This window comes from Sphingomonas guangdongensis (assembly GCF_900199185.1).
GTDB lineage: Bacteria > Pseudomonadota > Alphaproteobacteria > Sphingomonadales > Sphingomonadaceae > Sphingomonas > Sphingomonas guangdongensis.
Genome location: NZ_OBMI01000002.1, coordinates 359,593 through 385,064, shown reverse-complemented (window position 1 = coordinate 385,064; position 25,472 = coordinate 359,593). Strand labels below are relative to the sequence as shown.

Annotated in this window: 28 protein-coding genes; 16 read left to right on the top strand and 12 right to left on the bottom strand. The window is 69.5% G+C overall.

Going from position 1 to position 25,472, the window contains the following annotated elements; translation table 11 throughout:
- Positions 1–76 precede the first annotated feature (76 nt).
- Positions 77–1,894, bottom strand: a complete 1,818-nt coding sequence (typA, locus tag CRO12_RS08985) for a translational GTPase TypA (RefSeq protein ID WP_097063719.1) — start codon at positions 1,892–1,894, stop codon at positions 77–79.
- 187 nt (positions 1,895–2,081) lie between these two features.
- Between typA and CRO12_RS08980 the strand changes: the two genes are divergently transcribed.
- A complete protein-coding gene (locus CRO12_RS08980; protein WP_097063718.1) occupies positions 2,082–3,296 on the top strand; it encodes a toxic anion resistance protein in 1,215 nt (404 codons plus the stop codon).
- A gap of 4 nt (positions 3,297–3,300) precedes the next feature.
- A complete protein-coding gene (locus CRO12_RS08975) occupies positions 3,301–4,005 on the top strand; it encodes a hypothetical protein (protein WP_097063717.1) in 705 nt (234 codons plus the stop codon).
- 136 nt (positions 4,006–4,141) lie between these two features.
- On the opposite strand, the gene CRO12_RS08970 is transcribed toward CRO12_RS08975, so the two are convergent.
- Genes CRO12_RS08970 through ubiA form a run of 3 tightly spaced genes read right to left on the bottom strand, consistent with a single transcriptional unit; the run spans position 4,142 to position 7,185 of the window.
- Entirely contained in the window at positions 4,142–4,903 is a 762-nt protein-coding gene (locus CRO12_RS08970; protein WP_425443008.1) for a 3'(2'),5'-bisphosphate nucleotidase CysQ, read from the bottom strand.
- Positions 4,896–6,242 carry a TldD/PmbA family protein gene (locus CRO12_RS08965; protein WP_097063715.1) on the bottom strand — a complete coding sequence of 449 codons (1,347 nt, stop codon included), beginning with the start codon at positions 6,240–6,242 and terminating at the stop codon, positions 4,896–4,898. The genes CRO12_RS08970 and CRO12_RS08965 overlap by 8 nt, the downstream gene beginning before the upstream one ends.
- 34 nt (positions 6,243–6,276) lie before the next feature.
- Positions 6,277–7,185 carry a 4-hydroxybenzoate octaprenyltransferase gene (gene ubiA, locus CRO12_RS08960; protein ID WP_097063714.1) on the bottom strand — a complete coding sequence of 303 codons (909 nt, stop codon included), beginning with the start codon at positions 7,183–7,185 and terminating at the stop codon, positions 6,277–6,279.
- A 219-nt stretch (positions 7,186–7,404) separates the two neighbouring features.
- Here ubiA and CRO12_RS08955 point away from each other — a divergent pair, with 219 nt between their 5' ends.
- From CRO12_RS08955 to CRO12_RS08945, 3 genes are read left to right on the top strand one after another with little or no spacing between them, the layout of a single operon-like run.
- Positions 7,405–7,812, top strand: a complete 408-nt coding sequence (locus tag CRO12_RS08955; RefSeq protein ID WP_097063713.1) for a DUF2147 domain-containing protein — start codon at positions 7,405–7,407, stop codon at positions 7,810–7,812.
- Positions 7,812–8,570, top strand: a complete 759-nt coding sequence (locus CRO12_RS08950) for a 16S rRNA (uracil(1498)-N(3))-methyltransferase (RefSeq protein WP_097063712.1) — start codon at positions 7,812–7,814, stop codon at positions 8,568–8,570. The genes CRO12_RS08955 and CRO12_RS08950 overlap by 1 nt, the downstream gene beginning before the upstream one ends.
- Positions 8,571–8,607: 37 nt before the next feature.
- Entirely contained in the window at positions 8,608–8,979 is a 372-nt protein-coding gene (locus tag CRO12_RS08945; protein ID WP_097063711.1) for an STAS/SEC14 domain-containing protein, read from the top strand.
- A gap of 2 nt (positions 8,980–8,981) precedes the next feature.
- On the opposite strand, the gene CRO12_RS08940 is transcribed toward CRO12_RS08945, so the two are convergent.
- The gene (locus CRO12_RS08940) at positions 8,982–9,356 is read right to left on the bottom strand and encodes a hypothetical protein (RefSeq protein WP_144033577.1); all 375 of its coding nucleotides are present in this window, start codon (positions 9,354–9,356) and stop codon (positions 8,982–8,984) included.
- 98 nt (positions 9,357–9,454) lie between these two features.
- Here CRO12_RS08940 and CRO12_RS08935 point away from each other — a divergent pair, with 98 nt between their 5' ends.
- A complete protein-coding gene (locus tag CRO12_RS08935; protein WP_097063709.1) occupies positions 9,455–10,828 on the top strand; it encodes a glutamate--cysteine ligase in 1,374 nt (457 codons plus the stop codon).
- Between the two features lie 8 nt (positions 10,829–10,836).
- Positions 10,837–11,508, top strand: a complete 672-nt coding sequence (locus CRO12_RS08930; protein WP_245858352.1) for a DUF2490 domain-containing protein — start codon at positions 10,837–10,839, stop codon at positions 11,506–11,508.
- Here the strand turns inward: CRO12_RS08930 and CRO12_RS08925 are convergent.
- Positions 11,505–12,788, bottom strand: a complete 1,284-nt coding sequence (locus tag CRO12_RS08925) for a methyltransferase family protein (protein WP_097063708.1) — start codon at positions 12,786–12,788, stop codon at positions 11,505–11,507. The two genes, CRO12_RS08930 and CRO12_RS08925, sit on opposite strands and share 4 nt — an antisense overlap.
- 124 nt (positions 12,789–12,912) lie before the next feature.
- Between CRO12_RS08925 and CRO12_RS08920 the strand changes: the two genes are divergently transcribed.
- Both CRO12_RS08920 and ppa read left to right on the top strand, forming a co-directional pair.
- The gene (locus CRO12_RS08920) at positions 12,913–14,823 is read left to right on the top strand and encodes a M61 family metallopeptidase (RefSeq protein WP_097063707.1); all 1,911 of its coding nucleotides are present in this window, start codon (positions 12,913–12,915) and stop codon (positions 14,821–14,823) included.
- 13 nt (positions 14,824–14,836) lie between these two features.
- Positions 14,837–15,415, top strand: coding sequence for an inorganic diphosphatase (gene ppa / locus CRO12_RS08915; protein ID WP_097063706.1), 579 nt, complete (start codon positions 14,837–14,839; stop codon positions 15,413–15,415).
- A gap of 111 nt (positions 15,416–15,526) precedes the next feature.
- Here the strand turns inward: ppa and CRO12_RS08910 are convergent, their stop codons facing one another.
- The 4 genes from CRO12_RS08910 to CRO12_RS08895 are packed head-to-tail and all read right to left on the bottom strand — an operon-like array spanning position 15,527 to position 17,584.
- Complete coding sequence (locus CRO12_RS08910; protein ID WP_097063705.1) at positions 15,527–15,886, bottom strand: TfoX/Sxy family protein; 360 nt, start codon at positions 15,884–15,886, stop codon at positions 15,527–15,529.
- Entirely contained in the window at positions 15,886–16,206 is a 321-nt protein-coding gene (locus CRO12_RS08905; protein ID WP_097063704.1) for a DMT family transporter, read from the bottom strand. Before CRO12_RS08905 ends, CRO12_RS08910 begins: the two co-directional genes overlap by 1 nt.
- Positions 16,206–16,679 (bottom strand): GNAT family N-acetyltransferase, encoded by a 474-nt coding sequence (locus CRO12_RS08900; protein ID WP_097063703.1) that lies wholly within the window; start codon positions 16,677–16,679, stop codon positions 16,206–16,208. The genes CRO12_RS08905 and CRO12_RS08900 overlap by 1 nt, the downstream gene beginning before the upstream one ends.
- The gene (locus CRO12_RS08895; protein ID WP_097063702.1) at positions 16,676–17,584 is read right to left on the bottom strand and encodes a DMT family transporter; all 909 of its coding nucleotides are present in this window, start codon (positions 17,582–17,584) and stop codon (positions 16,676–16,678) included. The genes CRO12_RS08900 and CRO12_RS08895 overlap by 4 nt, the downstream gene beginning before the upstream one ends.
- Before the next feature lie 84 nt (positions 17,585–17,668).
- On the opposite strand from CRO12_RS08895, the gene CRO12_RS08890 reads away from it, so the two are divergent.
- Positions 17,669–18,115 carry a hypothetical protein gene (locus CRO12_RS08890; protein WP_097063701.1) on the top strand — a complete coding sequence of 149 codons (447 nt, stop codon included), beginning with the start codon at positions 17,669–17,671 and terminating at the stop codon, positions 18,113–18,115.
- Positions 18,116–18,149: 34 nt separating this feature from the next.
- Here the strand turns inward: CRO12_RS08890 and ispG are convergent, their stop codons facing one another.
- Positions 18,150–19,274, bottom strand: coding sequence for a flavodoxin-dependent (E)-4-hydroxy-3-methylbut-2-enyl-diphosphate synthase (ispG, locus tag CRO12_RS08885; protein WP_097063700.1), 1,125 nt, complete (start codon positions 19,272–19,274; stop codon positions 18,150–18,152).
- A 107-nt stretch (positions 19,275–19,381) separates the two neighbouring features.
- Between ispG and CRO12_RS08880 the strand changes: the two genes are divergently transcribed.
- From CRO12_RS08880 to CRO12_RS08855, 6 genes are all read left to right on the top strand, one after another.
- Positions 19,382–20,563 carry an acyltransferase family protein gene (locus tag CRO12_RS08880; protein ID WP_144033576.1) on the top strand — a complete coding sequence of 394 codons (1,182 nt, stop codon included), beginning with the start codon at positions 19,382–19,384 and terminating at the stop codon, positions 20,561–20,563.
- Between the two features lie 10 nt (positions 20,564–20,573).
- On the top strand, positions 20,574–21,740 hold the full coding sequence (locus CRO12_RS08875; RefSeq protein ID WP_097063698.1) for an acyltransferase family protein: 1,167 nt from the start codon (positions 20,574–20,576) through the stop codon (positions 21,738–21,740).
- A 46-nt stretch (positions 21,741–21,786) separates the two neighbouring features.
- A complete protein-coding gene (locus tag CRO12_RS08870; RefSeq protein ID WP_245858351.1) occupies positions 21,787–22,737 on the top strand; it encodes an isoaspartyl peptidase/L-asparaginase family protein in 951 nt (316 codons plus the stop codon).
- Positions 22,734–23,093 carry a hypothetical protein gene (locus tag CRO12_RS08865; protein WP_097063696.1) on the top strand — a complete coding sequence of 120 codons (360 nt, stop codon included), beginning with the start codon at positions 22,734–22,736 and terminating at the stop codon, positions 23,091–23,093. The genes CRO12_RS08870 and CRO12_RS08865 overlap by 4 nt, the downstream gene beginning before the upstream one ends.
- A 59-nt stretch (positions 23,094–23,152) precedes the next feature.
- The gene (locus CRO12_RS08860; RefSeq protein WP_097063695.1) at positions 23,153–23,995 is read left to right on the top strand and encodes a S1/P1 nuclease; all 843 of its coding nucleotides are present in this window, start codon (positions 23,153–23,155) and stop codon (positions 23,993–23,995) included.
- 69 nt (positions 23,996–24,064) lie between these two features.
- Positions 24,065–24,457, top strand: coding sequence for a hypothetical protein (locus CRO12_RS08855; RefSeq protein WP_144033575.1), 393 nt, complete (start codon positions 24,065–24,067; stop codon positions 24,455–24,457).
- Here CRO12_RS08855 and CRO12_RS08850 read toward each other — a convergent pair.
- A complete protein-coding gene (locus tag CRO12_RS08850; RefSeq protein ID WP_097063693.1) occupies positions 24,454–25,374 on the bottom strand; it encodes an alpha/beta hydrolase in 921 nt (306 codons plus the stop codon). The genes CRO12_RS08855 and CRO12_RS08850 overlap by 4 nt on opposite strands.
- Between the last annotated feature and the right edge of the window lie 98 nt (positions 25,375–25,472).

The following is a 25,472-nucleotide window of genomic DNA, read 5'->3' as shown; positions in this document are numbered from 1 at the left end:
TAGCAGCGCAGGCAATCTGCCTGATCCAGTTAAAGGCAGAAGCGACCGATCGCCGGGGCGGGTGAGCCGCCCCGGATCAGGCCGCCTTGGCGCGCGATGCCCGCTTGCGCTCATGCGGGTCGAGGTGGCGCTTGCGCAGCCGGATCTTGGTTGGTGTCACCTCCACCATCTCGTCGTCGTCGATGTAGGCGATCGCCTGCTCCAGGGTCATCTTCTTGGGCGGGCTGAGGCGCACCGCGTCGTCTTTGCCGCCGGATGCGCGGAAGTTGGTGAGCTGCTTTGCCTTCATCGGATTGACCTCCAGGTCCTCCGTCTTGGCGTTCTCACCGATGATCATGCCCTCGTACAGCGCCTCGCCGTGACCGACGAAAAGGATGCCGCGATCCTCCAGCGGCCCGAGTGCGTAAGCCTGCGCCTCGCCGACGCCGTTGGAGATCAGCACGCCGTTCTTGCGCCCCTCGATAGGGCCCTTGTGCGGCCCGTACTTTTCGAACAGCCGGTTCATGATGCCGGTGCCGCGCGTGTCGGACAGGAACTCACCGTGATAGCCGATCAGGCCGCGCGACGGTGCCGAGAAGGTGATGCGCGTCTTGCCGCCGCCGGACGGACGCATGTCGGTCATCTCGCCCTTGCGCTGGTTCATCTTGTCGACGACCGTGCCTGAGAACTCGTCGTCCACGTCAATGACGACCGTCTCGTACGGCTCGGTCTTCTGGCCGCTCTCTTCGCGGAACAGGACGCGCGGCCGGCTGATGCCGAGCTCGAAGCCCTCGCGACGCATCGTCTCGATCAAGACGCCGAGCTGAAGCTCGCCGCGGCCCGCGACCTCAAAGCTGTCCTTGTCGGCGCTCTCGGTCACCTTGATCGCGACGTTCGACTCCGCCTCGCGCTCCAGCCGATCGCGGATCATGCGGCTGGTCACCTTGCTGCCCTCGCGACCCGCCATCGGGCTGTCGTTCACCGCGAAGCGCATCGACAGCGTCGGCGGATCAATCGGTTGCGCCTGGATCGCCTCCGTCACCGACGTGTCGGCGATCGTGTTCGACACGGTAGCGACGCTCAGGCCGGCAAGGCTGATGATGTCGCCCGCGCGCGCTTCCTCGACGGGCACGCGGTCGAGGCCACGGAAGCTCATCAGCTTGGACGCGCGGCCGGTCTCGATGACCTTGCCGTCCATGTCCAGCGCGTGGATCGGCTGGTTGACCTTGACCACGCCCGACTGGACGCGGCCGGTGAGCACCCGGCCGAGGAAGTTGTCACGATCGAGCAGCGTCACCAGGAACGAGAAGGGCGCGTCCTGGTCGAGGTTCGGCGGCGGCACGTGATCGACGATCTTGCGGAACAGCGGCTCCAGCGTGCCCTCGCGCCGCGCCGGATCCTCGCTGGCATAGCCGTTGCGGCCGGACGCGTAGAGCACGGGGAAGTCGAGCTGTTCGTCGGTGGCATCCAGCGTCACGAACAGGTCGAACACTTCGTCCAGCACTTCCTGGATGCGCTCGTCCGGACGGTCGACCTTGTTGACGACCACGATCGGACGCAGGCCCAGGGCCAGCGCCTTGCCGGTCACGAACTTGGTCTGCGGCATCGCGCCTTCCGACGAATCGACCAGCAGCACGACGCCGTCGACCATCGACAGGATGCGCTCCACCTCGCCGCCGAAGTCGGCGTGGCCGGGCGTGTCGACGATGTTGATGCGCGTGCCCTCCCACTCGATCGACGTGGGCTTGGCCAGGATGGTGATCCCGCGCTCCTTTTCCAGGTCGTTCGAATCCATCGCGCGCTCCTCGACGCGCTGGTTATCGCGGAAGGTGCCCGACTGGCGGAAGAGCTGGTCCACCAGCGTCGTCTTGCCGTGATCGACGTGGGCGATGATGGCGATGTTGCGCAAATTCACGTGTGATTTTCCCGGGGTCGCCCGGCGCTCGTCGCCGGCTGGTCGCGCGGGCCCCTAGCGCATTTGCTGCGTTGCGGGAAGGGCCGCGCCTTGAACGCGCCCAAAGCGACTTATATGGCTAAGACAGTTGGATGCGGTCCGGCCCGGCGCTACGGTGCTGCGCGACGGGTGTGGAGAAGAGAGCGAGATGGCCAAAGAGACGATCACCGCGGAGAAGGACCTGGTGCTGACCCCGCCCGATCCGGTGCCGCCGGTCACCGTGGAGAAGGCGGCGGGGCTGGTGCCGGTGGACGAGGGCACGCGCTCCAAGCTGCAGGAGCGGGTCGATGCGTTCGTGACCGACCTGGTCGCGCAGGACGCGAACAGCCCGGAGTTCGGCAAGCGCGTCGATGCGATCACCGCCATGGGCGCGAAGGAAATCCGCGAGGCGGCGGGCCAGTCGAACCGCTTTCTCGATCGTCCGGTCCGCGCGATGGATCAGGAGTCGGGCGTCGGCGCCGACCTCGCCCAGCTGCGCCGCACGATCGAGGATCTCGATCCGGGCCGCCAGGGCAACCTGCTCGCGCCCAAGAAGCTGTTCGGGATCATTCCGTTCGGCAACAAGATGCGCAACTACTTCGACGGGTACAAATCGTCGCAGACCCACATCGCGTCCATCCTAAAGAGCCTGGCGTCCGGCAAGGACGAGCTCCTCATGGACAATGCCGCGATCGACGTGGAGCGGCAAAACCTGTGGGCGGCGATGGGCCGGCTCGAACAGATGATCCACCTGTCCAAGACGATGGACCAGGCGCTGGAGGACAAGGCCAACGACCTCGACCACAGCGATCCGGCCAAGGCCAAGGCGATCCGCGAGACCGCGCTGTTCTACACCCGCCAGCGCACCCAGGACCTGCTGACCCAGATGGCCGTCACCGTACAGGGCTATCTCGCGCTCGATCTGGTCAAGAAGAACAACGTCGAGCTGGTGAAGGGCGTCGACCGCGCGAGCACCACGACCGTTGCGGCGCTGCGCACGGCGGTGACGGTCGCGCAGGCGCTCACCAACCAGAAGCTGGTGCTGGAGCAGATCACCCAGCTGAACACCACCACCGCCAACATCATCGATTCGACCGGCAAGCTGCTCAAGTCGCAGACCGCGCAGATCCACGAGCAGGCAGCGGCCTCGACCATCCCGGTTGAGACGCTGCAGCGCGCCTTCCAGAACATCTACGACACGATGGACGCGATCGACGCCTTCAAGGGCAAGGCGCTGGAGAGCATGAAGACCACCGTCAACACGCTGACCAACGAGGTCGAAAAGTCACGCGGTTACATCGCGCGCGCGGAAGGGCAGGCGCAGGCGCAGGCGCAGCTCGCCGGACCGTCATCGGCCGACACGTTCAAGCTCGAGGCGCTGTGAGGCGGTGAGCGACGTTGACGACCAAATCGCGCGCTCGTCGGAGGTGCTCGACCGCACCCGCGCCAACTCGCGCGGGGCGTCCACCAGGTCGCGCAAGCGGCGCGAGGCGGAAGTCGGTCGCCGCCTGCTCCGCATCGCCGCGGTCGATGCGACCATCATCGTCGCCGCGGTCGTGGTCGGCTTCTTCATCCCGCTTGGCATGTTCGGCGCACTCGCGGTCATGGCGCTCCTGATCGCCGCCACCGTGCTGCTGGCAATGGCGCCGGTCGAGCCGGAGGTTCGCGCCGAGACGCTGCCGACCACGCCCCTGCGTACCCTGCCGCTTCAGACGGAGGCATGGCTGGAGCGGCAGCGCCCCGCCCTTCCCGCTCCCGCCCAGCCGCTGCTCGACGCGATCGGCCTGCGCCTGGAGACGCTCGGGCCGCAGCTGACCGCGCTCGACGAGGGCGTGCCGGTCGCGCAGGAAGTTCGCAAGCTGGTCGGCGAGCAGCTCCCCGAGCTGGTCAAGGGCTATGCGCGGGTGCCCGAGCCGTTGCGAGGCGTGCCGCGCAACGGCCGCACCCCGGACGAGCAGCTCGCCGACGGCCTCAAGCTGATCGAGGAGGAGATCGGCGACCTGTCGACCCAGCTCGCGCAGGGCGACCTCGACCAGTTCGCGACGCGCGAGCGCTACCTGCAGATCAGGTACCGGGACGACGGGTTATCGTGATCCACAATTCCGTTCGTGCTGAGTAGCGACTGAGCTCGGCGAAGGCGCGTATCGAAGCGCCGTTTCGGTGCGGCCCTTGTCCTTCGATACGCCGCTTCGACAAGCTCAGCGGCTACTCAGGACGAACGGAGTGGTCTCAACGCCCCCGCCCCGCTAGCCGCGCCACCGCCGCCGCGTGGATCCCCGGCGCGCAGGCCAGCACGCCCCAGGCGCGCGGCTCGCGCTGGTTGAAGGCGAGCGGGGCGCCGTGCGCGTCCGTCACGCTCGCCCCCGCTTCCGACGCGATCAGTGTGACCGCGGCGATATCCCATTCATTGCCCCAGCGCGTGGTTGCGACCAGGTCTGCGTCCCCCGCCGCCACCATCGCGATGCGGAGCGCGATCGAGTTCGGCTTGGCGACGGTCACCAGGTCGCGATCGGCCTTGGGCAGGGCGTCGCTCGGCACCCGCGATCCGCTCAGCACCTCGCGCGGCGCGACCTGGATCGGAGCGCCATTCAGCACCGCTCCCTTGCCCGCCGCCGCGAACCAGCGCTCGCCCCTGGCCGGCGCATCGAGCACGCCGAGCACCGGTCGCCCGTCCTCCACCAGCGCGACCGACACCGCCCAGCCGCGCCGCCCGCGCACATAGTCGCGCGTACCGTCGATCGGGTCGACAACCCAGACATGCCGCCGCCCTAGCCGGTCGGGGCTGTCGGCGGTCTCCTCCGACAGCCACCCGGCCTCGGGCAGCAACGCGGACAAACGCTCGCGCAGAAAGGCGTCGACCGCCAGGTCGACCTCGCTCACCGGGTTGCCGGGCGACTTTTCCCACGCGTCAAAGTCGGTGCGGAACCGCGCGAGAGCCAGCGCGCCCGCCTCCGCCGCCAGGTCGATGAGGGCGTCGCCGAGCTCAGCCACCCGCAACCGTCATGCCGTCGATCCGCACCGTCGGCGCGTTGGTGCCGGCCCGGAACTCCAGGTCGTTAGCCGGCGTCAGGCTCGCGTACATGCGCTTCAGATTGCCCGCGATCGTGAACTCGGCGACCGGGAGCGTCACTTCGCCCCGCTCGATCAGGAAGCCGGCGGCCCCCAGGCTGTAGTCGCCGGTGACGCCGTTCACGCCGTGCCCGATCAGCTCGGTCACCAGCACGCCGCGGTCCACCTCCCCGATCAGCGCCGCGCGGGAGGTCGCGCCCGCGGCCATGTACAGGTTGGTCGCCGACACCCCCGGCGCTCCGATGCCGCGCGCGGCATGGCCGGTCGGCTCCAGCCCGAGCTGCCGCGCCGCCGCACTGTCGAGCAGCCAGGTCTGAAGCACCCCATCGGCGACGATCGCGGTCGGCGACATCGGCAGCCCTTCGCCGTCGAACGGCTTGGAGCGCAAGCCGCCGGGACGGTGCGGGTCGTCGTGGATCGCGACCCCCTTGGGCAGGATCTGGCTTCCCAGGGCGTCGAGCAGGAAGCTGGTGCGCCTGGCGATCGCCGCACCGCCGATCGCGCCCACCAGCGCCCCGACCAGCGACGACGCCACGCGGCGATCGAACACGACCGGCATCGTGCCGCTGTCGATCCGCCCGGGATTGACCCGCGCCGCAGCCCGCTCGCCCGCGAGCCGCCCGATCGCGTCGGGCGGGTCGAGCCGGTTCTGATGGCGCACGCTGTGGCTTGCATAGTCGCGCTGCATCGCGCCCGCGGCATCCCCGGCCAGCACGCTCGCCGACGCGCCGTAGCTGCTGCGCGAGTAGCCGCCGGCGAAGCCGTGGCTGGTCGCGAGCGCTATGGTGACGCGCGAGGCCGACGCGGACGCCCCGTCCGAGAGCGTCACGCCGGGTACGCCGCGCGCTGCCTTCTCGACCGCCAACGCGCGGGCCTTCAGCGCCTCGGGTGTGGCGTCGCCGCCGTCGTCTAGGCCGAGATCGGGTATCGGCCCCTTGAGCAGCCGCTCGGCCGGGGCGAGCCCCGCCCAGCGATCCTCCGGCGCCAGCCGCGCCATCGCCACCGCACGCTCGACCAACGCGGCGATCGCATCTGCCGAGAGGTCGGAGGTCGCGACCGAGGCGGAGCGCTGCCCGACGAAGACGCGCAGGCCCAGCTCCGCACTCTCCGAGCGGCCGACATCCTCCAGCGCGCCCATCCGGACGGTGACGGTGTCGGCTGCGTCGGCGACGAACACGGCATCGGCGGCGTCGGCGCCGCTCGCGCGGGCAGCGGTGATCGCGGCGAGCGCCGCGTCGGTGGCTTCGGTCGGGGAGAGCATCGCGCAACGCAGGTAGGGACGCCTGTCCCTCTCGTCAAAGCGTCGTGCCGACCACCACGCAGCCGAGGAACATCAGCGCACCCGCATTCCGGTTGGAGCGGAAGCGGGCCAGCGCGCCCGCGCCGTCCGCCGTGCGCAGCGTCGCCACCTGCCACAAGAAGTGCCCGCCGACCGGCAGCAGCGCGACGAGCGCGAGCGGGTCCGGCCGGACGAGCCACACCGCGCCCGACCAGAACAGCAGCGCGAGAAGGTAGAAGACGGCAACGCCGCCGCGCACCCGCGGCCCGAGTGCCCGTGCCGACGATCGCACCCCGACCAGCACATCGTCCTCGATATCCTGAAGCGCGTAGATCGTGTCGTAGCCAATGACCCAGGCGATGCTGCCGGCGTACAGCAGCGCACCCGGCCAGGTCAGCCGGCCCGCGACCTCCACCCAGCCCACCAGCGCCGCCCAGCTGAACACGATGCCGAGCCACGCCTGCGGCCACCAGGTGATCCGCTTCATGAAGGGGTAGGCGGCGACGGGCAGGAGGCTGCCGATCGCAACCAGCGCCGCCGGCAGGTGCAGCTGCAGCAGCACGACGAACCCGACCAGCGACAAGGCGACGAGCCACACCCACGCCGCCCGCACCGACACCGCCCCGCTCGCCACCGGCCGCGTCGCGGTGCGCGCCACCTGCCGATCGAGATCACGATCGACAATGTCGTTGTAGACGCATCCCGCCCCGCGCATGGCGATGCTGCCGAGCAGCAGCCACCAGATCAGCTCCCAGCGCGCCACTGCGCCGCCCGCCAGCGCCACCGCCCACGCGCCCGGCCAGAATAGCAGCCACCACCCGATCGGCCGATCAAACCGCGCCAGCAGCGCGAACGCGCGCAGCCGCGCCGGTAGGCGGCCGACGAGCCCGCGGTGCTCGCTGTCGGGGACGATAGTGTCGGTCATCGCGCCGCCTAGTGGCAGATCGGTGCGCCAAGCGGAATGGCATGGCGCCGACGCTGTCCTCGCCCGAGCCTGTTCAGCCGCTGCTCAGCGGCGGATTGCCAAAGCGCTGCCCCGATCCGGGCAGCAGCGCGTTGAACGGCCGCGACACGCGCGGCGGCAGATGCGATGGCTAATCCGGCCTGCGCTGCCGACGGTCACATGCTGCTAAGGAGTTCGACCATGAAACTGCTGCTCGCTCTTCTGATCGCGACGGGCGCCGCCGCGCCTGCTCCCGCAGCCGCGCCGTCACCGAACGGCACGTGGCGCAACGCGGCGAACAGCGTCCACGTGCGGGTCGCGCCATGTCCGCGCGCGCGCGCGACGCTGTGCGGCACGGTGATCTGGGCAAACGCCAAGGCGAAGGCCGACGTTGCCGCGCGCGGCGGCGCGCTGGTCGGCGAGCAGTTGTTCCGCGACTTCGTTCGCGAGGACGATGGCCTGTGGTACGGACAGGTCTACGTCCCCGACCTCGCCCGGACCTTCAGCGGCACGCTCGATCTCGATGGCCCGGACCGGCTGGTCGGCGAGGGCTGCCTGCTCGGCTCGTTCGGGTGCCGGCAGCAGGTGTGGACCAGGCTCAAGAAGTGATGGTGGCGACCCCGGCCTGGCCCCCGCAGTCGACCCCGCGCCTGTTCGTCGAGACGCCGCTCGGCGCGGGTGCGGCGGTGCGGATCGATGGCGGGCAGGCGCACTATCTCCTCAGCGTCATGCGGGTGAAGGCGGGCGATCCGGTCAAGCTGTTCGATGGCGCCTCGGGCGAGTGGCTGGCAGTCGCCGAGCAGGTCGGCAAGCGCGACCTGACGCTCGCCGTCACCGAGCAGCTGCGCGCCCCGGAGCAGGTACCGGACCTGTGGCTGGTGGCCGCTCCGCTGAAAAAGGGGCGGATCGACTGGCTGGCGGAGAAGGCGTGCGAACTCGGCGTCGCCCGCCTGGTGCTGGTGGAGACCCGGCGTACGGTCGTCGACCGGGTCAACCTTGATCGCCTTCGCGCCCACATGATCGAGGCGGCGGAGCAGTGCGGGCGCACGGCCGTTCCCGCGCTCGATCCCTTGCGCAAGCTGCCCGCGCTGCGCCGCGACTGGCCGGCGGACCGGCAACTGTTCTTCGCGGACGAGACCGGCGGCCCGGCGGCACTCGACACCATGCGCGCGCACGCTGGCCCGGCCGCGATCCTGATCGGGCCGGAGGGCGGGTTCGACGCGGAGGAGCGCGACGCCATCCGCGCTATCCCTGCCGCACATGGCATCTCGCTCGGACCCCGCATCCTGCGCGCCGACACCGCTGCGGCGGCTGCCGTCAGCCTGTGGATGGCCGCGGCGGGCGACTGGGCGTCAACCGGGGCTTAACCAGCACTGACGTAAGGTGGGCGAAGGGGAGCGCCGTATGTACGATATCTCGATCGCCGATGCCGACCGCCTGGTGGTGGTGCGCCTCGGCGGGCTGATGAGCGTAGAGGAGGTCGACCGCTACATGGCCGAGCTCGGCCGCACGATGGCGGCGCACCGGCTGACCGCCGACTACCGTCTGATCGTGGACGTGATCGACTGCCCGATCCAGACGCAGGCGGTGATCGACCGCATGCGCGAGCACATGGCCGCCGCGCCCCGAGCCGCCGCGATCGCCGTGGTCACCGCTTCCTCGCTGGCGAGGATGCAGATACGCCGCCTGTTTCAGCAGCCCTATGCCCGCGTCGTGTCGACGCTGGCGGAGGCGCGCGCCTGGGTGCTGAAGGGCGAGGAGCCGCTCGCCGCCTAAGCTCAGGGCCGCTTGGAGCGCAGCCGGTTGAGGTTGACGTGCTCCCGCAGCACCGCCGACCGGGACCGCAGCTCCGCCGCCTCCGCATCCGACAGGCCGTCGCGGCCGAAGCGCTCGGCGAGCGTGCCGACCTGGTTCGCCTCGCGCCGGTAGCGCCGCCCTTCTCGCCTGGTCAGCGTGCCCTCGTCACGGCCGCGCTCGATCTGACGCCGCACGTCGGCCTCGTCGCGCCACGGGCCGGGCTCAGGCAGCCGCTCGCTCCTGATCACCACCGGCGCAGGCGCGCGCGGGGCGGGCGGGCCGTGCCGGGCGAGCTGCGCGGTCGCGGGAAACGTCACCGCCGAACCGACCACCAGCATAACCGCCGCTCGCAACATCGCGTGTCTCCCTGTTCGTCTGCGAAGCGTCGGCCTGCGACACTGAACGGTTGCTGACCCACTAGCGCGCCCGGGCGCCCGCGCGTACGGGCGCTGCCATGACGACCAAGACCGCCACCGACAGCCGCGCGCCCGTTATCGAGTCGCGCGACCAGCTGATCGCCAGCTTTGCGCGGGGCGAGAAGCCGCGCGAGCGCTGGCGGATCGGGACGGAGCACGAGAAGTTCGTCTACGCGACCGGCGACCACCATGCCCCCAGCTACGACGAGCCGGGCGGCATCCGCGACCTGCTCGGGGCGCTGGAGCGGTTCGGCTGGAAGCCGGTGATGGAGGGCGATCACGTCATTGCGCTTAGCGGCGCCGACGGATCGATCAGCCTGGAGCCCGCCGGCCAGTTCGAGCTGTCGGGCGCCCCACTCGACAACCTCCATCAGACCTGCGCGGAGACCGGCCGCCATCTCGCGCAAGTGAAGGAGGTCGGCGCGGAGCTCGGCCTCGGCTTCCTCGGCCTCGGCATGTGGCCGGACAAGCGCCGCGACGAGCTGCCGCGGATGCCCAAGGGTCGCTATGAGATCATGCTGCGCCACATGCCGCGGGTGGGCAGCCTCGGGCTCGACATGATGCTCAGGACCTGCACGATCCAGACGAACCTGGATTACGCATCCGAAGCCGACATGGCGCAGAAGTTCCGCGTGAGCCTGGCGCTGCAGCCGCTCGCGACCGCGCTGTTCGCCAACTCGCCGTTCACCGAAGGCAAGCCGAACGGCTTTCTCTCGTTCCGCAGCAACATCTGGTCGGACACCGATCCGCACCGCACCGGAATGCTCCCCTTCGTGTTTGAGGACGGCTTCGGCTACGAACGCTACGCCGACTACGCGCTCGATGTGCCGATGTATTTCGTCTATCGCGACGGCCGCTACATCGACGCGGCGGGCCTCAACTTTCGCGACTTCCTGCGCGGTGAGCTCCCAGTGCTGCCGGGCGAGCGGCCGACGCTGGACGACTGGAACGACCACCTGTCGACCGCCTTTCCCGAGGTACGGCTTAAGACCTTCCTGGAGATGCGGGGCGCCGACGGGGGCCCCTGGGACAGCATCTGCGCGCTGCCTGCGCTGTGGGTCGGGCTGCTCTACGACCAGGGTGCGCTCGACGCGGCCTGGGACCTGGTCAAGCACTGGACTATGGACGAGCGTGAGAGCTTGCGGAACGCGGTGCCTCGCTCGGCCCTCGACGCACCGGTGCCGGGTGGCCGCACCCTGCGCGACATTGCGCCGGCGCTGCTCGACATCGCCACCGCCGGGCTGACCGCCCGCGCGCGCCTCAACGGCGCTGGCGACAACGAGGCCGGCTTCCTCCAGCCGCTGCGGGAGATCGTGCGCAGCGGCAAGGTGCCCGCGCAGCTGCTGCTTGAGCGCTACCACGGCGCGTGGAATGGCGACCTGTCGCGGGTCTACGACGAGTTCAGCTTCTGACGCGGCTGGTGGCCGCGGCCACGCTGCTCGCCGCCACGCCTGCCGCCGCACAGACCCAGCATGACGCGCAGGCCTGGTGGCAGCTCAACGCCGTCGTTCCTCTCACCGAACGGCTGCGCCTGACGGTTGAGCAGATCGCACGGGCGAGCGACCACCAGGGCGGGCTCTACCAGACGGAGGTCGGCGCGATCCTCGGCTACCGCGCCGTCGATGGTGTCGAGCTCGCGATCGGCTATCGCCGGGTCGGCGGACACAATGGCGCGGCCGGCGCCAACGAGGATCGGCTGCGCCAGCACGTGGTGGTGACCGCCGGCCGATCCGTCGGGCGGTTGCGCGTCGACCAGCGATTCCGTAACGACCAGCCCGGCATCGGCGTCCGCATCCGCCCGCTGCTGCGCTACAACCTGCCCGTCCGCGGCGCGGGGCTAGCGCTGTTCTACAGCCATGAGAGCTTCATCCTGCCGAACTCGACGCGGTGGGGGCAGCGCCGCGGGTATGAGCGGATGCGCAACATCGTCGGCGTGGCGCTGCCGATCGCGCGCGGCGTGAGCGCGGACGTCGGCTACCTCAACCAGTACCGCCTTGGTCGGAGCGCCGTGCCGGCGCAGATGGAGCATGCGCTGCTGGTGCAGCTGACCCTCAGCATGGCCGGCGGGTCGGCCGCGCAGGTCGACGACTAGCCGCGCAGGCGCGCGAACAGGCGCGGCACCGGCGCGTTCCGCCCCATCCACGCGTGGTATTCGGCGTAGGTTGGATCGAGCAGCAGGTGCCGCTCCTCCGTTCGCGCCCGCCAGTAATAGACCCCGCTGACGAGCCCCATCAGCGCGGTGTTGCGCGCCGCGTCCGCCCAGCTGCCGGTCGTCGCCAGAAACGGCAGGGTGGACAGCCACCAGAACAGGTTCTTCGACAGGTACGCCGGGTGCCGGCTCCACGCATAGGGTCCGTGGGTCAGCACGCCGCGGTGGGTGAGATTGGAGAAGCGCAGTCCGAAGGCCACGGTCGCCCAGGCGTAGACCGCAGTGAGCATTACCAGTGCCGCGCCGGTCACGGCCAACAGCAAGGGGTGACCAGCGAACCACGAGGTCCAGTCGCCGGTGCCCGGGTGATAGTCGAGCGGCCCGCCCTCCCCCATCAGGATAAACGGCGGGTAGCAGATCAGCGCCGCCATCCAGGCGGCCGCGAACGGGTTGGCGCTCCGGATATGGGAGTCGAGCACCCGCATCGTCAGCATGTAGCCGACGGTCGCGAAGGCGACGTCGACGAGGAACATGAGGTTGATGAGCCAGCCGGCGAGCGCCACCGGATCGACCAGGAGTTGGCTGCGGTCCGCCCGCACGAACTCGCCGAAGCCCGCCGGCACGATCGCGAGCATGAAGGCGAGGAAGAAGCCCTTCACCGCCCAGGCGCGCAGATGGGCGAAGATCACCTCGGCGTCAATCGCTTCGTCCAGGTGGAGCACCCAGGCACCCAACGCCCAGGCCCCGTCGCGCGGCTCCTGCAGGTAGCGGTCGCTCCAGAGCACCCACGGGATCGACAGCGCCACGACGATCGGCGCGGCGTGCTGAAGGCACCACATCGAAAAGAGATAATTACCCTCCCACCAGAAGCGCCCGAGCGCATAGGTGAGCGCGAGCGCTCCCCAGGTCAGCCACAGCCCGGCGAGCTTGGTCAGCGACACGTGGATCGTCTCGCGGAATGGCCGCGGCGCTGTCCAATCGATCCCGGTGGAGGGCCGGCGGTGCACCTTGTCGACCAGCAGTGACCACAGCACCATCGGCAGTGCGCAGGCGACGAGGTTGCACAGCGCCGCATAGGGCCCATCCATGCCCTGCCACGTGCATAACCCAGTCCAGGCGAGCAGCCCGGCCAAGCCGGCGATCCCCACTCCGCCGCTCACCGCCGACGCCGGGCGCGGATCGGCGAGGACGGCCTGCTCGGCCAGCGCGCGGTCGTGGTACATGCCGGCTTCCTAGACAAGCAATGGTAAGGAAGCGGTGAACCGGCTGTGGCGCGGGCACACTGGACGCTCCGCCCGCCGCCACCTAAGCAACGACCTTTCGCTCTCTTTGCCAAAGGCTTGCCCCTTGATCCGCACCCTCGGCCTCGCTGCCCTGCTGCTCGCCTCCACCACCCTCCCCGCACAGGTCCGCAACTCGGCACCGGCGGCGACCGCGCCGATCCCGACCGAGATCCCGGACGCGCGCGACATCGACTATCCGGGCGTCATCCAGCTCGATGTCGACGCGACCAATGTCGAGCAGGGCATCTATCAGGTGCGCGAGGTCATTCCCGTCGCGGCGGCCGGCCGCCTGACGCTGCTGATGCCCGAATGGCTGCCGGGCAAGCACGGCCCGCGCGGCGAGATCGAGAAGCTGGCCGGGCTGAAGATCACCGCCGGTACCCGCACGCTCGCGTGGCGGCGCGATCCGGTTGACGTCTACGCGTTCCATGTCGACGTCCCCGCGGGCACCAAGAGCATCACCGCCGAGTTCCAGTTCCTGTCGGCGACGGCGGGCAACCAGGGCCGCATCTCGGTCGCGCCGAACATGCTCAACCTCCAGTTCGAGCAGGTCAGCCTCTATCCCGCCGGCTATTATACCCGCCGCATCCCCATCCAGGCGAACGTCAAGTACCCGGCCGGCTGGACCGCGGCGTCCGGCCTGCCTGCCCGCGCCAACGGCGCCACCTACGCGTACCAGCGCACCAGCTATGAGACGCTGATCGATTCGCCCGTGTTCGCCGGCCGCTACTTCAAGCGCTGGGAGCTTTCCCCGCGCGTCGGCCTCAACGTCGTCGCCGACAAGCCGGAGGAGCTCGCCGCGACGCCGGAGGCGATCGACAAGCACAAGGCGCTGGTCGATCAGTCGGTAAAGCTGTTCGGCGCGCAGCACTATGACAAGTACGAGTTCCTGCTCGCCATCACCGACGAGATGGGCGGGATCGGCCTCGAGCATCACCGCTCAAGCGAGAACGGGGTCGATCCCGGCTACTTCACCGACTGGAAGAACGCGGTCGGCGATCGCGACCTGCTGCCGCACGAGTTCACCCACAGCTGGAACGGCAAGTTCCGCCGCGGCGCGGACCTGTGGACTCCCGACTTCCGCACCCCGATGCGCAATTCGATGCTGTGGGTGTACGAAGGGCAGACCCAGTTCTGGGGCGTGATCCTCGGCGCCCGATCGGGTATGCTCTCCAAGCAGGAGGCGCTCGACAATCTCGCGATCTTCGCCGCCGGCCAGGCTAATACGCCCGGCACCACCTGGCGCGCGCTGGTCGACACCACCAACGATCCGATCATCTCCGCCCGCCGGCCCAAGGGCTGGCTCAGCTGGCAGCGCAACGAGGATTACTACGTCGGCGGCGCGCTGGTCTGGCTGGAGGCGGACTCGATCATCCGCGCGCGCTCGAACGGCACCAAATCGATCGACGATTTCGCCCGTGCCTTCTTTGGGCTGACCGACGGCGACTATGGCGAGGTAACCTATACGCTCGATGACATCGTCCGCACGCTGAACGGCGTAGTCCCGTACGACTGGGCGACCTTCCTGAACGACCGCGTCTACAAGCCGCATCCTGCTCCGCTCGCGGGTCTGACCAACAATGGCTACAAGCTGGTCTACACCGAGGAGCCGAACGACGTTCTCAAGTCGGGCGAGAAGTCGTCCAAGACCGCTAGCTTCGCCTGGTCGCTCGGGCTGACGCTGGCGAGCGACGGGGCGGTACGCAGCGTTATCTGGGACTCGCCCGCCTTCAACGCCGGACTCGACGTCGCCACCACCGTCGTTGCCGTCGAAGGACAGGGGTACAGCGCCGATGCGTTGAAGGCCGCGGTCACTGCCGCGAAGACGCGCAAGGAACCGATCAAGCTGCTGGTCAAGAACGGCACACGCTTCCGCGAGGTCGCGCTCGACTACCACGGCGGCTTGCGCTACCCGCGGCTGGAGAAGGTGGGCACCGCTGACAACGGTCTCGATCGTCTGCTCAGCGCAAAGTAAAGAAGAGGGAAGCATGCGGATCGACCTGATCCCCGTGGGCAAGAGCCCGCCGGACGACCTGAACGTCATCATCGAGGTTCCGACGGGCGGCGAGCCGGTCAAGTACGAGTTCGACAAGGCGTCGGGCGCGCTGTTCGTCGACCGCATCCTCCACACGCCGATGCGCTACCCGGCGAACTACGGCTTCGTGCCGCACACGCTGTCGCCCGACGGCGATCCGCTCGACGCGCTGGTCGTCGCACGCTCGCCTTTCATTCCGGGCTGCGTCGTGCGCGCGCGCCCGATTGCGGTGCTGAACCTGGAGGATGAGGCCGGCGGCGACGAGAAGCTCGTCTGCGTGCCCGTCGATCAGACCTTTCCCTATTACTCCAAGGTCGGCGAGAAGGAGGATCTGCCCGAGATCGTCTTCGAGCAGATCGAGCACTTCTTCACCCACTACAAGGATCTCGAGAAGAAGAAGTGGGTGCGCGTCGGTACCTGGGGCGGCCGCGAGGAAGCGCGCAAGATCACCCTGGAGGCGATCGAACGCTACGAGGCGGCCAAGGCCAAGGGCGAAGAGCCGCACGAGTTCGAGGTACCCGGGCGGGAGTGATCCCGTAGCCGTCACTCCGGCGAAGGCCGGAGTCCATGTCTGTAGCGATCAGAGCTGACATCACTTCCGATCGGTACAGACATGGATGCCAGCCTACGCTGGCATCACGGTTCAGCTTCTCTTGCGTGGCTTCCTCACCGGCGCCCTTGCGCCCGCCGCCAACCCCAGCGATGCCCACTGCCGCATGGCATCCGCGTCGTCGTACACGTCGTCCGGTGCCCGGCGATAATTCATCACGCCCACCCGCCCATCGGCGAAGGCGTAGCTGAACCGCTCGCATCCGGCCGCGTCCCAGGCGCTGTCGCTCTCGGCATCCGCCTTGAACCACAGGCCGCCGTCCGCCGTCACGATCGCGAAGATGGTACCGTCGCAGTAGAGCGTGGCGCCGCCCATCATCGCCCGCCTGGTCACGCGGCCGAGCGGCGCCATCGCCTCGGCGACCCACTCGATCAGCCGCGCGTCGATCGCCATCAGTGACCCGCCGTGAGCTTCAGCCCCGCGATGCAGGCGACGATTGCAAGGATCAGCAACACGCGGGTAAGATGTGCCGGCTCCCCGAACCAGGCGATGCCGACGATTACCGTGCCGACCGCCCCAATCCCGCCCCACACCGCATAGGCCGTGCCGAGCGGGATCGAGCGGGACGCGACCTCCAGCAGCCCCATCGACAGCGTGACGGAGGCGAGGAAGCCGAGCGTCCAAGGCAGGTTGCGGAAACCGTCGACGTAGCGCAGGCAGGTGGTAAAGCCGACTTCGAACAATCCCCCGACGACCAGCAGCAACCAGGGCATCAGTCGCGATCCGCCAGTGCCAGGAGCGCGGGGCCGCTCACGCGCCGCACCGTCCACTCGTCCATGCTCTCCGCGCCGACGCTGTCGTAGAAGGCGATGGCGGGGGCGTTCCAATCGAGCACCGACCACTCGAACCGCGCGCACCCGCTGTCGAGCGCAACGCCGGCGAGATAGCGCAGCAATGCCTTGCCGAGCCCTGTCCCGCGCGCCTCCGGCGTCACGTACAGATCCTCCAGGTAAAGTCCACGCCACCCCGTCCAGGTCGAGAAGTTGAAGAACCACAGCGCCATGCCCGCGGGCTCGCCGTCCCGCTCCGCGATTGCGGCATAGGCGGCGGGCTGCGGGCCGAACAGCGCGTCGGTCAGCAGCGCCTCGGTCGCGACCACCTTGTCGGCGGCGCGCTCGTAGTCGGCGAGCTCGCGCACGAAGCGCATGATGGTCGGCACGTCGGACGGGGTGGCGGGGCGGATCATGCCCCCGCCTCTACCGCGGCGGGAAGGTCGGCGCCACGCCGTGCTCCCCACAGGCACGCCGCGACGATCACCGCCGCGCCGAGCAGCGTGGTCGCGGCGACGCGCTCCCCGAACACCAGCCAGCCGAGTACCGCCGCATAGACGAACGATGTGTACTCCGTGGTCGCGAGGTAGCCCGTTTCGCCGTGAGCGTAGGCCCAGGCGAGCAGGAACAGCGATCCGGTACCGAGCGCCGCGCCGACCGCGATCTTCCACCACTCGGCGGCCGGCGGCAGGTGGAGCAGCCACGGCGCGGCGGTGAGCAGGATTGCGGTCACGATCAGCGACTGGACAAAGGCGATCTCGGCCGGCACCGCCGCCTGGCTCTGCAGTCGCGCGACCACCAGATTGCCCGCGTAGAGCACCGCCGAGGCGAGGATCGCGCCCGCGCCCCACAACGCGTCCGGCCCGAGCGCCAGTTGGCCGTGCCCGGCGAGGATGATCCCGACGCCGCCCAGCGCGAGCAGCGAAGCGAGCGCCACGCGGCGGCCGACCCGCTCGCCCAGCAGCCACGCGCCGAGCAGCAGCGCGAGGAGCGGCGCGACGTACGCAAGGCTGATCGCCTGCGCCATCGGCACCCGCGCCAGCCCCCAGAAGAACAGCAGCGCCATGGCAGCGGTGATGCTCCCGCGCAGCAGGTGGAGCCTCAGCGCCCGCCCGCTCGGCACCGGCCGCCCGGCCGCGCCCCACACCGCGCCGGCGATCAGCACGGACGTGCCCGTCCGCCATATCAGCGCATTGTAGACGCCGAGGGCCAGCGTCAGCGACTTCATGAACGCATCCATCACGGAGAACAGCCCGATCCCCGCTGCCGCCAGCGCGAAGGCGAGTACGGGCGTGACGGCGCGGGGGTGGTGATCGGGCATGGCGATGCTGCTAGCATGCCGCCGCGCCCGCGACAGCGCCCGTTCGGTCGCGCGAGCATGGGGCCACCGGACGGAGGAGAGTTCATGATACGCGTGCTGGCATCCGTCGCCCTGCTGCTCGGCACCGGCGCGGTGGCGCAGGTGACGCCCGCGCCGACCCGTGTCGCGGATCGGGCCGCGCTGGTCCGGTTGCGCGGGAACACGGGGCTGTCGCTACAGTGGATCAGCTGGGCGCCGCGCGCGCGTGGCACCGTGCGGGTGCTCGAGCGCAGCGGCGTCGTGCACCTTTCCGGCCGGCAGGCGGCGCCGGGCGCGGGCACCCTCACGCTCGATGGCGACGTGCTGGCGATCGACGCCCGCGACTTCAGCTTCCGCGGCCGCATCGTCATCACCGACGCGCCGGACCTCGGTCGCGCCTGCGTCCGCGACGGCACCTACAGCTTCCGCGCGACCGGCACGCGACGCTACTGGCGATTGCAGCAGATGGAGCAGTGCGACGGCCTGACCGACTACGTCGACATCTACTTCTGAGTGCTCCCGCGCGGTGGGGGATCACCGGCGCTGATTACTCCGCAGCGATCCGCGATGCGCTCTCGCCCGCCTCGATCTCCGCTGCCTTGGCCTCGACCAGCTTGACGATGTGGTCGACCATCCCGGCGTCCTCGACGGTGTGGTCGGTCAACCCGGACAGGTAGACCATGTGGCGGCCGTTGCCGCCGCCGGTCAGGCCGATGTCGGTCTCGCGCGCCTCGCCTGGGCCGTTCACGACGCAGCCGAGCACCGACAGGCTCATCGGCGTGCGGATGTGCTGCAGCCGCTCCTCCAGCGTCTGGACGGTGCGGATCACGTCGAACCCCTGACGTGCGCAGGACGGGCACGACACCACGCGCACGCCGCGGTTGCGGATGCCGAGCGCCTTCAGGATCTCGAACCCGACGCGGACCTCCTCCTCCGGTTCCGCTGAGAGCGAGACGCGGATGGTGTCGCCGATCCCGAACCACAGCAGCGATCCGATCCCGATCGACGATTTGACGGTGCCGCCGACGAAGCCCCCGGCTTCGGTGATCCCCAGGTGGAGCGGACAGTCGACCGCCTCGGCCAGCTGCTGGTACGCGGCGACCGCCAGGAACAGGTCGCTTGCCTTCACCGCCACCTTGAACTCGTGGAAGTCGTGATCCTGGAGCAGCTTGATGTGGTCGAGCGCGCTCTCGACCAGCGCCTCCGGGCACGGCTCACCGTATTTCTCCAGCAGGTCCTTTTCCAGACTGCCCGCGTTCACGCCGATCCGGATCGAACAGCCGTTGGCCTTGGCGGCGCGCACCACCTCCGCCACGCGCTCCGACGATCCGATGTTGCCCGGGTTGATGCGCAGGCACGCCGCGCCCGCGTCCGCCGCCTCCAGCGCGCGCTTGTAGTGGAAGTGGATGTCCGCGACGATCGGCACCCGCGCCGCGCGGACGATCTGGTTCAGCGCGGCGGTGCTCTCCACGTCCGGGCACGACACGCGGATGATGTCGACGCCCACCTCCTCGCAGCGGCGGATCTGGTTGATCGTCGCGACCGGATCGCTCGTCGGCGTGTTGGTCATGGTCTGCACGGTGACCGGCGCATCGCCGCCGACAGGCACGTTGCCGACCATGATCTGGCGGCTGGGACGGCGATGGATATCGCGCCAGGGACGGACGGACATGGAATGCTCCGGAAGGGCTCGCCTGCGATATAGCGCCGCCGCCACGCCGCGGCAAACGGGGTCGTTCCGCTAACGGGAAATTAGGCGCTTTGCCGCACAGCCGCGATGTGCGCCACGAGCCCCGCATCATCGCCGCCGCGCCCGCGCACGGTCGCCATTTCGGCATGGACTGGCTGCGGATCGCGGCCTTTGCGGTGCTCATCGTCTATCACGCGGCCATGGTGTTCGCGCCGTGGGACTGGCTGGTGAAGGCGCCGCGGACCTACCCCGCGCTTATCCCGCCGATGGCGTTCGTGACGCCCTGGCGGCTCGCGCTGCTGTTCGCGGTGTCCGGCTACGCCTCGCGCATCCTGCTCGACCGCTCAGCGGGGATCGCTGCCTTCCTGCGCTCGCGCGCGCACCGCCTGCTCGTCCCGCTCGCCTTCGGGATGGTGACGCTGGTGCCGCTCGAAATGTGGGTTCGGGTGCGCCTGAACGGCTACTCCGGCACGCTGCCGCACTTCTGGATGCAGGATTACTGGCGCTGGGGCGAGCTGATGGGCGTCGGCTTTCCGAGTTGGGAGCATCTGTGGTTCGTCGCCTATCTGGCGGCCTACACCGGAGTGCTCGCCGGCATCGTTGCGACCGGGAGACGCGCGGACCGGATCGTCGCGCTGCTGTCGCCGTCGCTGCGACTGCTGTGGCTGCCACTCGTCCCGCTGATCGGCATTAAGCTCGCGCTGCTGTTCGTCGTACCCGAGCAGCAGGGGCTGCTGACCGACTGGGCCGGACACGCCGAGTACTTCCCTCTGCTCGTTTTCGGCTTCGTCCTCGCCGGTCACCGCGCGCTCTGGGCTTCCGTCCACCGCGTCGCCCCGGAGGCGCGGGTCTTCGCGCTCGCCGCTGGGCTGATCGTCGTCTCCGTCGAATGGAACTTTCCCGCAGAAGCGATGCCGCCGCACGGTGTGATGGCGATCGACCGCGCCGCCCGCATCGTCATGGCGTGGAGCATGACGCTCGCGCTGTTCGCCTTCGCCGACCGGCACCTCGACCGCGACCACCGCTGGCGCGGCACGCTCGCCCGCGCGGTGTTTCCGGCCTACCTGCTCCACCACACCGCGCTGGTCGTCGCGGCCTGGTGGTTCCTTCCGCTCGGCCTCCACCCGCTGATCGCCTTTCTCGCCATCCTCGCGGCAAGCATCGGCATCTGCGTCCTCGGCTACCTGGCGGGATCGCGCATCGGCTGGTTGGGCACGCTCATCGGCCTGCCTCCGATCAAACAGCTATCGGGCGCGCGCGCGAGCCGCTAACCGCCGCCGGGTGGCGCGACACTACGGCATGGACTGGCTGAGGATCGGCGCCTTCGCGTGCCTGATCCTATATCACGTCGGAATGGTATTCGTTCCCTGGGGGTTCCACGTCAAGGAACACCCGACGGTCGACTGGATGACGATCCCCATGCTCGCGGTCAGCCCGTGGCGGCTCACCCTGCTGTTCGTCGTGTCCGGCTATGCCAGCCGCGCGCTGCTGCGGCGCTGGCGCGGACCGGCGACCTTTGCGTGGCGGCGCAGCGTCCGGCTGCTGGTTCCGCTCGCGTTCGCGGTGGTGGTCGTGGTGCCGCCCCAGCCCTGGGTCGAGCTGGTGACGCAGCACGGCTACCCGCGCGGCTTTGGCCATTTCTGGCTGCACGACTTCTTCCGCTTCGGCCATGTCGCCGGAATCGGGCTGCCGGCGTGGAACCACCTGTGGTTCGTCGGCTATCTGTGGACCTACACGGTCGCGCTCGCGCTGCTTGCCGCGCTGCCGCGGCCCCCGCAGCTCCAGCGCTGGTTCGACCGGCTGTTCGGCGGCATCGGTGCCGTGCTCCTGCCGCTCGGCTGGCTGCTCGCAACCCAGGTGATCGTGTTCCGGCGCTGGACCGACAGCCAGGACGTGATCAACGACGGGGTCGCGCACCTCGCCTATTTCCCGGCCTTTCTGTTCGGGTTCGCGCTGGCCCGGTCGGACCGGGTGATGACGGCGATCGTGCGCTGGCATCGTTCCGCCGGGATCGCCGCGCTTGCCGCGTGGGGCGTCGCGGTCGCGCGGGAGCTGGTGTGGCCGGGCGGCGCGACGCCGCCGTCGCACTTCGTCGATCTGCTGGTCTGGTCTCGGCAGGTCCACTGCTGGGGCGCAATCGTCGCGCTGATCGGGTTCGCGGAGATCCACCTCAACCGCGACCATCCCTGGCGCGCGACGCTGACGGAGGCAGTGTTCCCCTTCTACATCATTCACCAGACGGCGATCGTGCTCGCCTTCTACCTGCTGATGCCCTTCGCCCTTTCGACGGAGCTGGAGTTCCTGGCGCTGGTGACGGCGACGGTTGCCGCCTGCTGGCTCTTCTATCTCGGCGGTCGCGAGATCCCGTGGGCACGCCCGCTGATCGGGCTGAGACCTCGGCTACCGCGGTCGCGCGAACCTGCTATCGCAAGCGTCCCGACCCTCTAACGCCGGACCCACGCCCATGCGCGCCCTTCTGCTCGGAGCCCTCCTCATGACCACGCCCGCCGCCGCCCAGGACCAGTCCGACTGGACGCTCGTGATCCACGGCGGTGCCGGCGTGATCGAACGCGAACGGATGACGCCCGAGCGCGAGGCGGCGGCACGCGCCGGGCTTAACGCCGCGCTCGACGCCGGGCAGAAGGTGCTGAGCGGCGGCGGTACCGCGCTCGACGCGGTGGAGGCCGCGGTCAAGGTGCTGGAGGACGATCCGAACTTCAACGCCGGCCGCGGCGCGGTCTACACCTATGACGGCACAAACGAACTCGACGCCGCGATCATGGACGGCCGGACCCGCGCGGCCGGAGCGGTCGCGGGCGTCACCCGCACCCGCCATCCGGTCAGCCTCGCGCGCAAGGTGATGGAGGACAGCCCCCATGTCTTCCTCGGCGGAAAGGGTGCGGACCAGTTCTCCGCCGAGCGCGGGCTGGAGCAGGTCGATCCCGCCTGGTTCGGCACGCCCGAGCGCAAGCGCCAGCTCGACGAGTTGAAGGCAAAGGACGTCAGTTGGTTCGACGTCGACATGAAGTACGGCACGGTCGGCGCGGTCGCGCGCGACCAGGCCGGCCACGTCGCCGCGGCGACCTCCACCGGCGGGATCACCGGCAAGCGCTGGGGTAGGATCGGCGACGCACCGATCATCGGCGCCGGTACCTACGCCGACGACCGCGCCTGCGCCGTCTCCGCCACCGGATCGGGCGAGTTCTTCATCCGTGAGGGCGTTGCGCACGAGATCTGCGCCCGCGTCCGCTTCGCCGGCGAAACGCTGAAGCAGGCAGGCGACACGGTTATGGCGGAGACCAAGGCGCTGGGCGGCAGCGGCGGCGTGATCCTGACCGGCCCGCGAGGCGAGATCGCCTGGAGCTTCAACACGCCAGGCATGTACCGCGGCCATGTGTCGGCCGGCGGCAAGCGCGTGGTCGCGATCTATGGCGACGAGCAGTGAGCCGCAGCCTAGGCGCGCCGCTCACCGTCGGCGCTGTCCTGATGACGACCACGGTACTGCTTGTAGCCGCGATGCTCTGGTTGCGCGCCCGACTTCCGGCCGATCCCGACCTCTACAATCTGCTCTACGCGCAGACGCGACCGCAACGGCCGGAGGGAACAAACGGGTTCCTCTTCATCTTTCCGGCGTTCTGCCTGTCCCTCTCGATCTTGATCCCGTTCAACATGTACCGCTCTCGGCATGAGAGCGAACCACGCCGGCTGGTCGCGCTCGCTGTTTCGCTCAGCATCTACGCCGTCTTCGCGATCGGCACGATGATGCGCTTCAACGCCGTGCGGCACTTCTACGGCGTGTGACCCTCCCTCCGAGCGAAGCGCCCTTCCCTCGCTCCACATGGCGCGGTAACGGCGCGGCCGTGTTCCGGAAGCTTTTCCCGCTCGTCGCGCTCGCCGCCGCCCTGATCGCAGCGCCTGCGCAAGCCTATTGGGAGTATGGTCACGAGACGGTCGCCGCCATCGCCTACCGCAACGTGACGCCGGCGACCCGCGCCAAGATCGACGCGCTGCTCCGCCAGCAGCGGCTGCTCGAGACGCCGACCTGCCCGGCGCGGACGATCGAGCAGGCGAGCGTCTGGGCCGACTGCGTGAAGCCGCTCGGCGAACGGTTCAGCTACGCGTACAGCTGGCACTACCAGAACGTCGACGTCTGCAAGCCGTTCGACCTGAAGGCCGCGTGCAAGGACGGTAACTGCGTGTCCGCGCAGATCGAGCGCGACGTGAAGCTGCTCCAGCGCAAGGACGTACCGGCGCGCGAGAAGGTGCAGGCGCTCGCCTTCCTGATCCACTTCGTTGGCGACCTGCACCAGCCCCTCCACGCCGGCGACCGCGGCGACCTGGGCGGCAACCGTGCCAAGGCCGACTATGGCATCTACGCGCCCGAGCGCTTCAACCTCCACTCGATTTGGGACGGTCCGCTCGCCGAGCGCGCCATCTCGACGCCACCCGCGCTGGTCCGCGTCTACACGAGCGCCGAGCGCGCCGCGGTGCAGGGCGGGACGGTCGAGGACTGGAGCCGGGAGAGCTGGGCCGTCGCGAAGGCACAGGTCTACGCACCCGCCCTCGGCGACCCATGCGGCCCTGCCCCGGCGCGCGCGAAGCTAGACGCGGCGACGATCGCCCGCCTGGTCGAGCCGGCGCGCGAGCAGGTGATGAAGGGCGGCCTGCGCCTTGCCCGGCTGCTCGACGAGGCCCTGGGCTGAGCGAAGCTCCGCGGCTTGCGCGCGGACGGGCGGCGGCTATCGTCACCGGGGCGCTTGGGGGATGCGAGCATGACGAGCGGATTGGAGCGGGTCACCCGCAGGAACGTGCCGGCCGATCCTGAGGCCGCGCCCGCCGGCCTTGCCGAACCGGAACTCGCCTACGACTATTACAAGAACATGGTCTCGGTCAGCTTCGCGACCCTGGGTGGCGTCCTGACGCTTGGCGAGACCGTGTTCGGCGCGCGGCTCGCCCCGTGGCAGATGGGAGTGGCAGCGCTACCGGTTGCGCTGTCGGGGCTGCTCGCGCTTCAGGGCAAGACCGACATCATGCAGCTGTTCCAAGGCCTCGAACCGCCGCTCAACACGGCGCGGGTCGGGTTGCGCCTCGTTCCGGCGCTGTACGGACTCGGCGTTGGCGTGTTCCTCGCGTTTCTTGCGCTGTCGTACGTTCACTTCCGCTAACGCGCACCAATCCCTGCCGCGACCGCGGCCACCACCCCTTCGTCGATCGGAAGCGACACATCGGCGTAGCTCCGCAGATTGGCGCTGCGATCGCTGCCGGTCCGCTTCAGCACGTGGTTGACGCCCGGCACCACTACCAGCTGCGCCTTCGGGTTGGCGCCTGCCAACCGCTGCGCGTCGGCGACGGGGACCTGGAGATCCGCATCGCCCTGCACCACGACGATCGGGACCACGGCCGACCTGGCGAGCGCAGCAGGATCATACGCGTTCAGCCGTCCAAGGTAGGACTGCACCGCAAGTGGGAACATCGTCGACAGCGGAGGTGGCAGGTCGGTGACCGTGCCGCCTTTCTCGACCGCGTCGAGCATCCGGGTGGCATCGGACAGGATCGGGGCGTTGGCGGGATTGGCGGCGAACTGATCGCGCATCACGTCAACGATGCGTCGGCCGGGTGCCGACAGCAGCACTACGCCGCACAGGTCACGGGCCTGCTGCGCGGCGACGAGTGCGACCAGCCCACCCTCGCTATGCCCAACCAGCCAAGCGCAACGTGTGCCCGCACGCTTTGCCGCCAACGCCGCCCAGACGCGGGCATCAGCGGCGTAATCGGCGACGGTCGCCGCATTGCCATCGGCGCTGGCCGCGCGGCTGCCGAACATGCCGCGCTTGTCGATGCGGATGCTGGTTGCGCCGCGTTTCGCCAGCGCCTCAGCGAGCAGCCGGTACGATCCGGCGGTGATCCCGAGCGGACTGTTGCCGTCACGATCGGTCGGGCCGGAGCCCGGGATGATGACGACCGCCGGCCCCTTGCCCGTGCCCGTGCCCGCCTCCAGCGATCCCGCCAGCGGCCCGTCGGGGCCCGGCACCGTCACCGGCTCCGCCGCCGCCAACGTCAACGCCACCATGCTCGCGATCATAAGCCCCTCCGCAATGCTGATCACTGCACCGCAGAGTCAATCCGCGCAAATGGAAACGCCGCCACGCCCAAGCGGGCCGACGGCGTTCCAAGCAGCCG

What these genes read in the sequence shown, in the direction of transcription:
- CRO12_RS08905 (WP_097063704.1), bottom strand. Translation starts at nt 16,206, where the DNA reads ATGCCCTGGTTGCTGCTGGTCGTCGGGGGATTGTTCGAAGTCGGCTTT.
- CRO12_RS08940 (WP_144033577.1), bottom strand. Translation starts at nt 9,356, where the DNA reads ATGTTGCGAGCGGCGGTTATGCTGGTGGTCGGTTCGGCGGTGACGTTT.
- ubiA (WP_097063714.1), bottom strand. Translation starts at nt 7,185, where the DNA reads ATGACCGACACTATCGTCCCCGACAGCGAGCACCGCGGGCTCGTCGGC.
- CRO12_RS08925 (WP_097063708.1), bottom strand. Translation starts at nt 12,788, where the DNA reads ATGTACCACGACCGCGCGCTGGCCGAGCAGGCCGTCCTCGCCGATCCG.
- CRO12_RS08895 (WP_097063702.1), bottom strand. Translation starts at nt 17,584, where the DNA reads ATGCCCGATCACCACCCCCGCGCCGTCACGCCCGTACTCGCCTTCGCG.
- CRO12_RS08965 (WP_097063715.1), bottom strand. Translation starts at nt 6,242, where the DNA reads ATGCTCTCCCCGACCGAAGCCACCGACGCGGCGCTCGCCGCGATCACC.
- CRO12_RS08945 (WP_097063711.1), top strand. Translation starts at nt 8,608, where the DNA reads ATGTACGATATCTCGATCGCCGATGCCGACCGCCTGGTGGTGGTGCGC.
- CRO12_RS08935 (WP_097063709.1), top strand. Translation starts at nt 9,455, where the DNA reads ATGACGACCAAGACCGCCACCGACAGCCGCGCGCCCGTTATCGAGTCG.
- CRO12_RS08855 (WP_144033575.1), top strand. Translation starts at nt 24,065, where the DNA reads ATGACGAGCGGATTGGAGCGGGTCACCCGCAGGAACGTGCCGGCCGAT.
- CRO12_RS08955 (WP_097063713.1), top strand. Translation starts at nt 7,405, where the DNA reads ATGAAACTGCTGCTCGCTCTTCTGATCGCGACGGGCGCCGCCGCGCCT.
- CRO12_RS08910 (WP_097063705.1), bottom strand. Translation starts at nt 15,886, where the DNA reads ATGGCGATCGACGCGCGGCTGATCGAGTGGGTCGCCGAGGCGATGGCG.
- CRO12_RS08850 (WP_097063693.1), bottom strand. Translation starts at nt 25,374, where the DNA reads ATGATCGCGAGCATGGTGGCGTTGACGTTGGCGGCGGCGGAGCCGGTG.
- CRO12_RS08980 (WP_097063718.1), top strand. Translation starts at nt 2,082, where the DNA reads ATGGCCAAAGAGACGATCACCGCGGAGAAGGACCTGGTGCTGACCCCG.
- CRO12_RS08950 (WP_097063712.1), top strand. Translation starts at nt 7,812, where the DNA reads ATGGTGGCGACCCCGGCCTGGCCCCCGCAGTCGACCCCGCGCCTGTTC.
- CRO12_RS08890 (WP_097063701.1), top strand. Translation starts at nt 17,669, where the DNA reads ATGATACGCGTGCTGGCATCCGTCGCCCTGCTGCTCGGCACCGGCGCG.
- CRO12_RS08870 (WP_245858351.1), top strand. Translation starts at nt 21,787, where the DNA reads ATGACCACGCCCGCCGCCGCCCAGGACCAGTCCGACTGGACGCTCGTG.
- CRO12_RS08900 (WP_097063703.1), bottom strand. Translation starts at nt 16,679, where the DNA reads ATGATCCGCCCCGCCACCCCGTCCGACGTGCCGACCATCATGCGCTTC.
- ppa (WP_097063706.1), top strand. Translation starts at nt 14,837, where the DNA reads ATGCGGATCGACCTGATCCCCGTGGGCAAGAGCCCGCCGGACGACCTG.
- ispG (WP_097063700.1), bottom strand. Translation starts at nt 19,274, where the DNA reads ATGTCCGTCCGTCCCTGGCGCGATATCCATCGCCGTCCCAGCCGCCAG.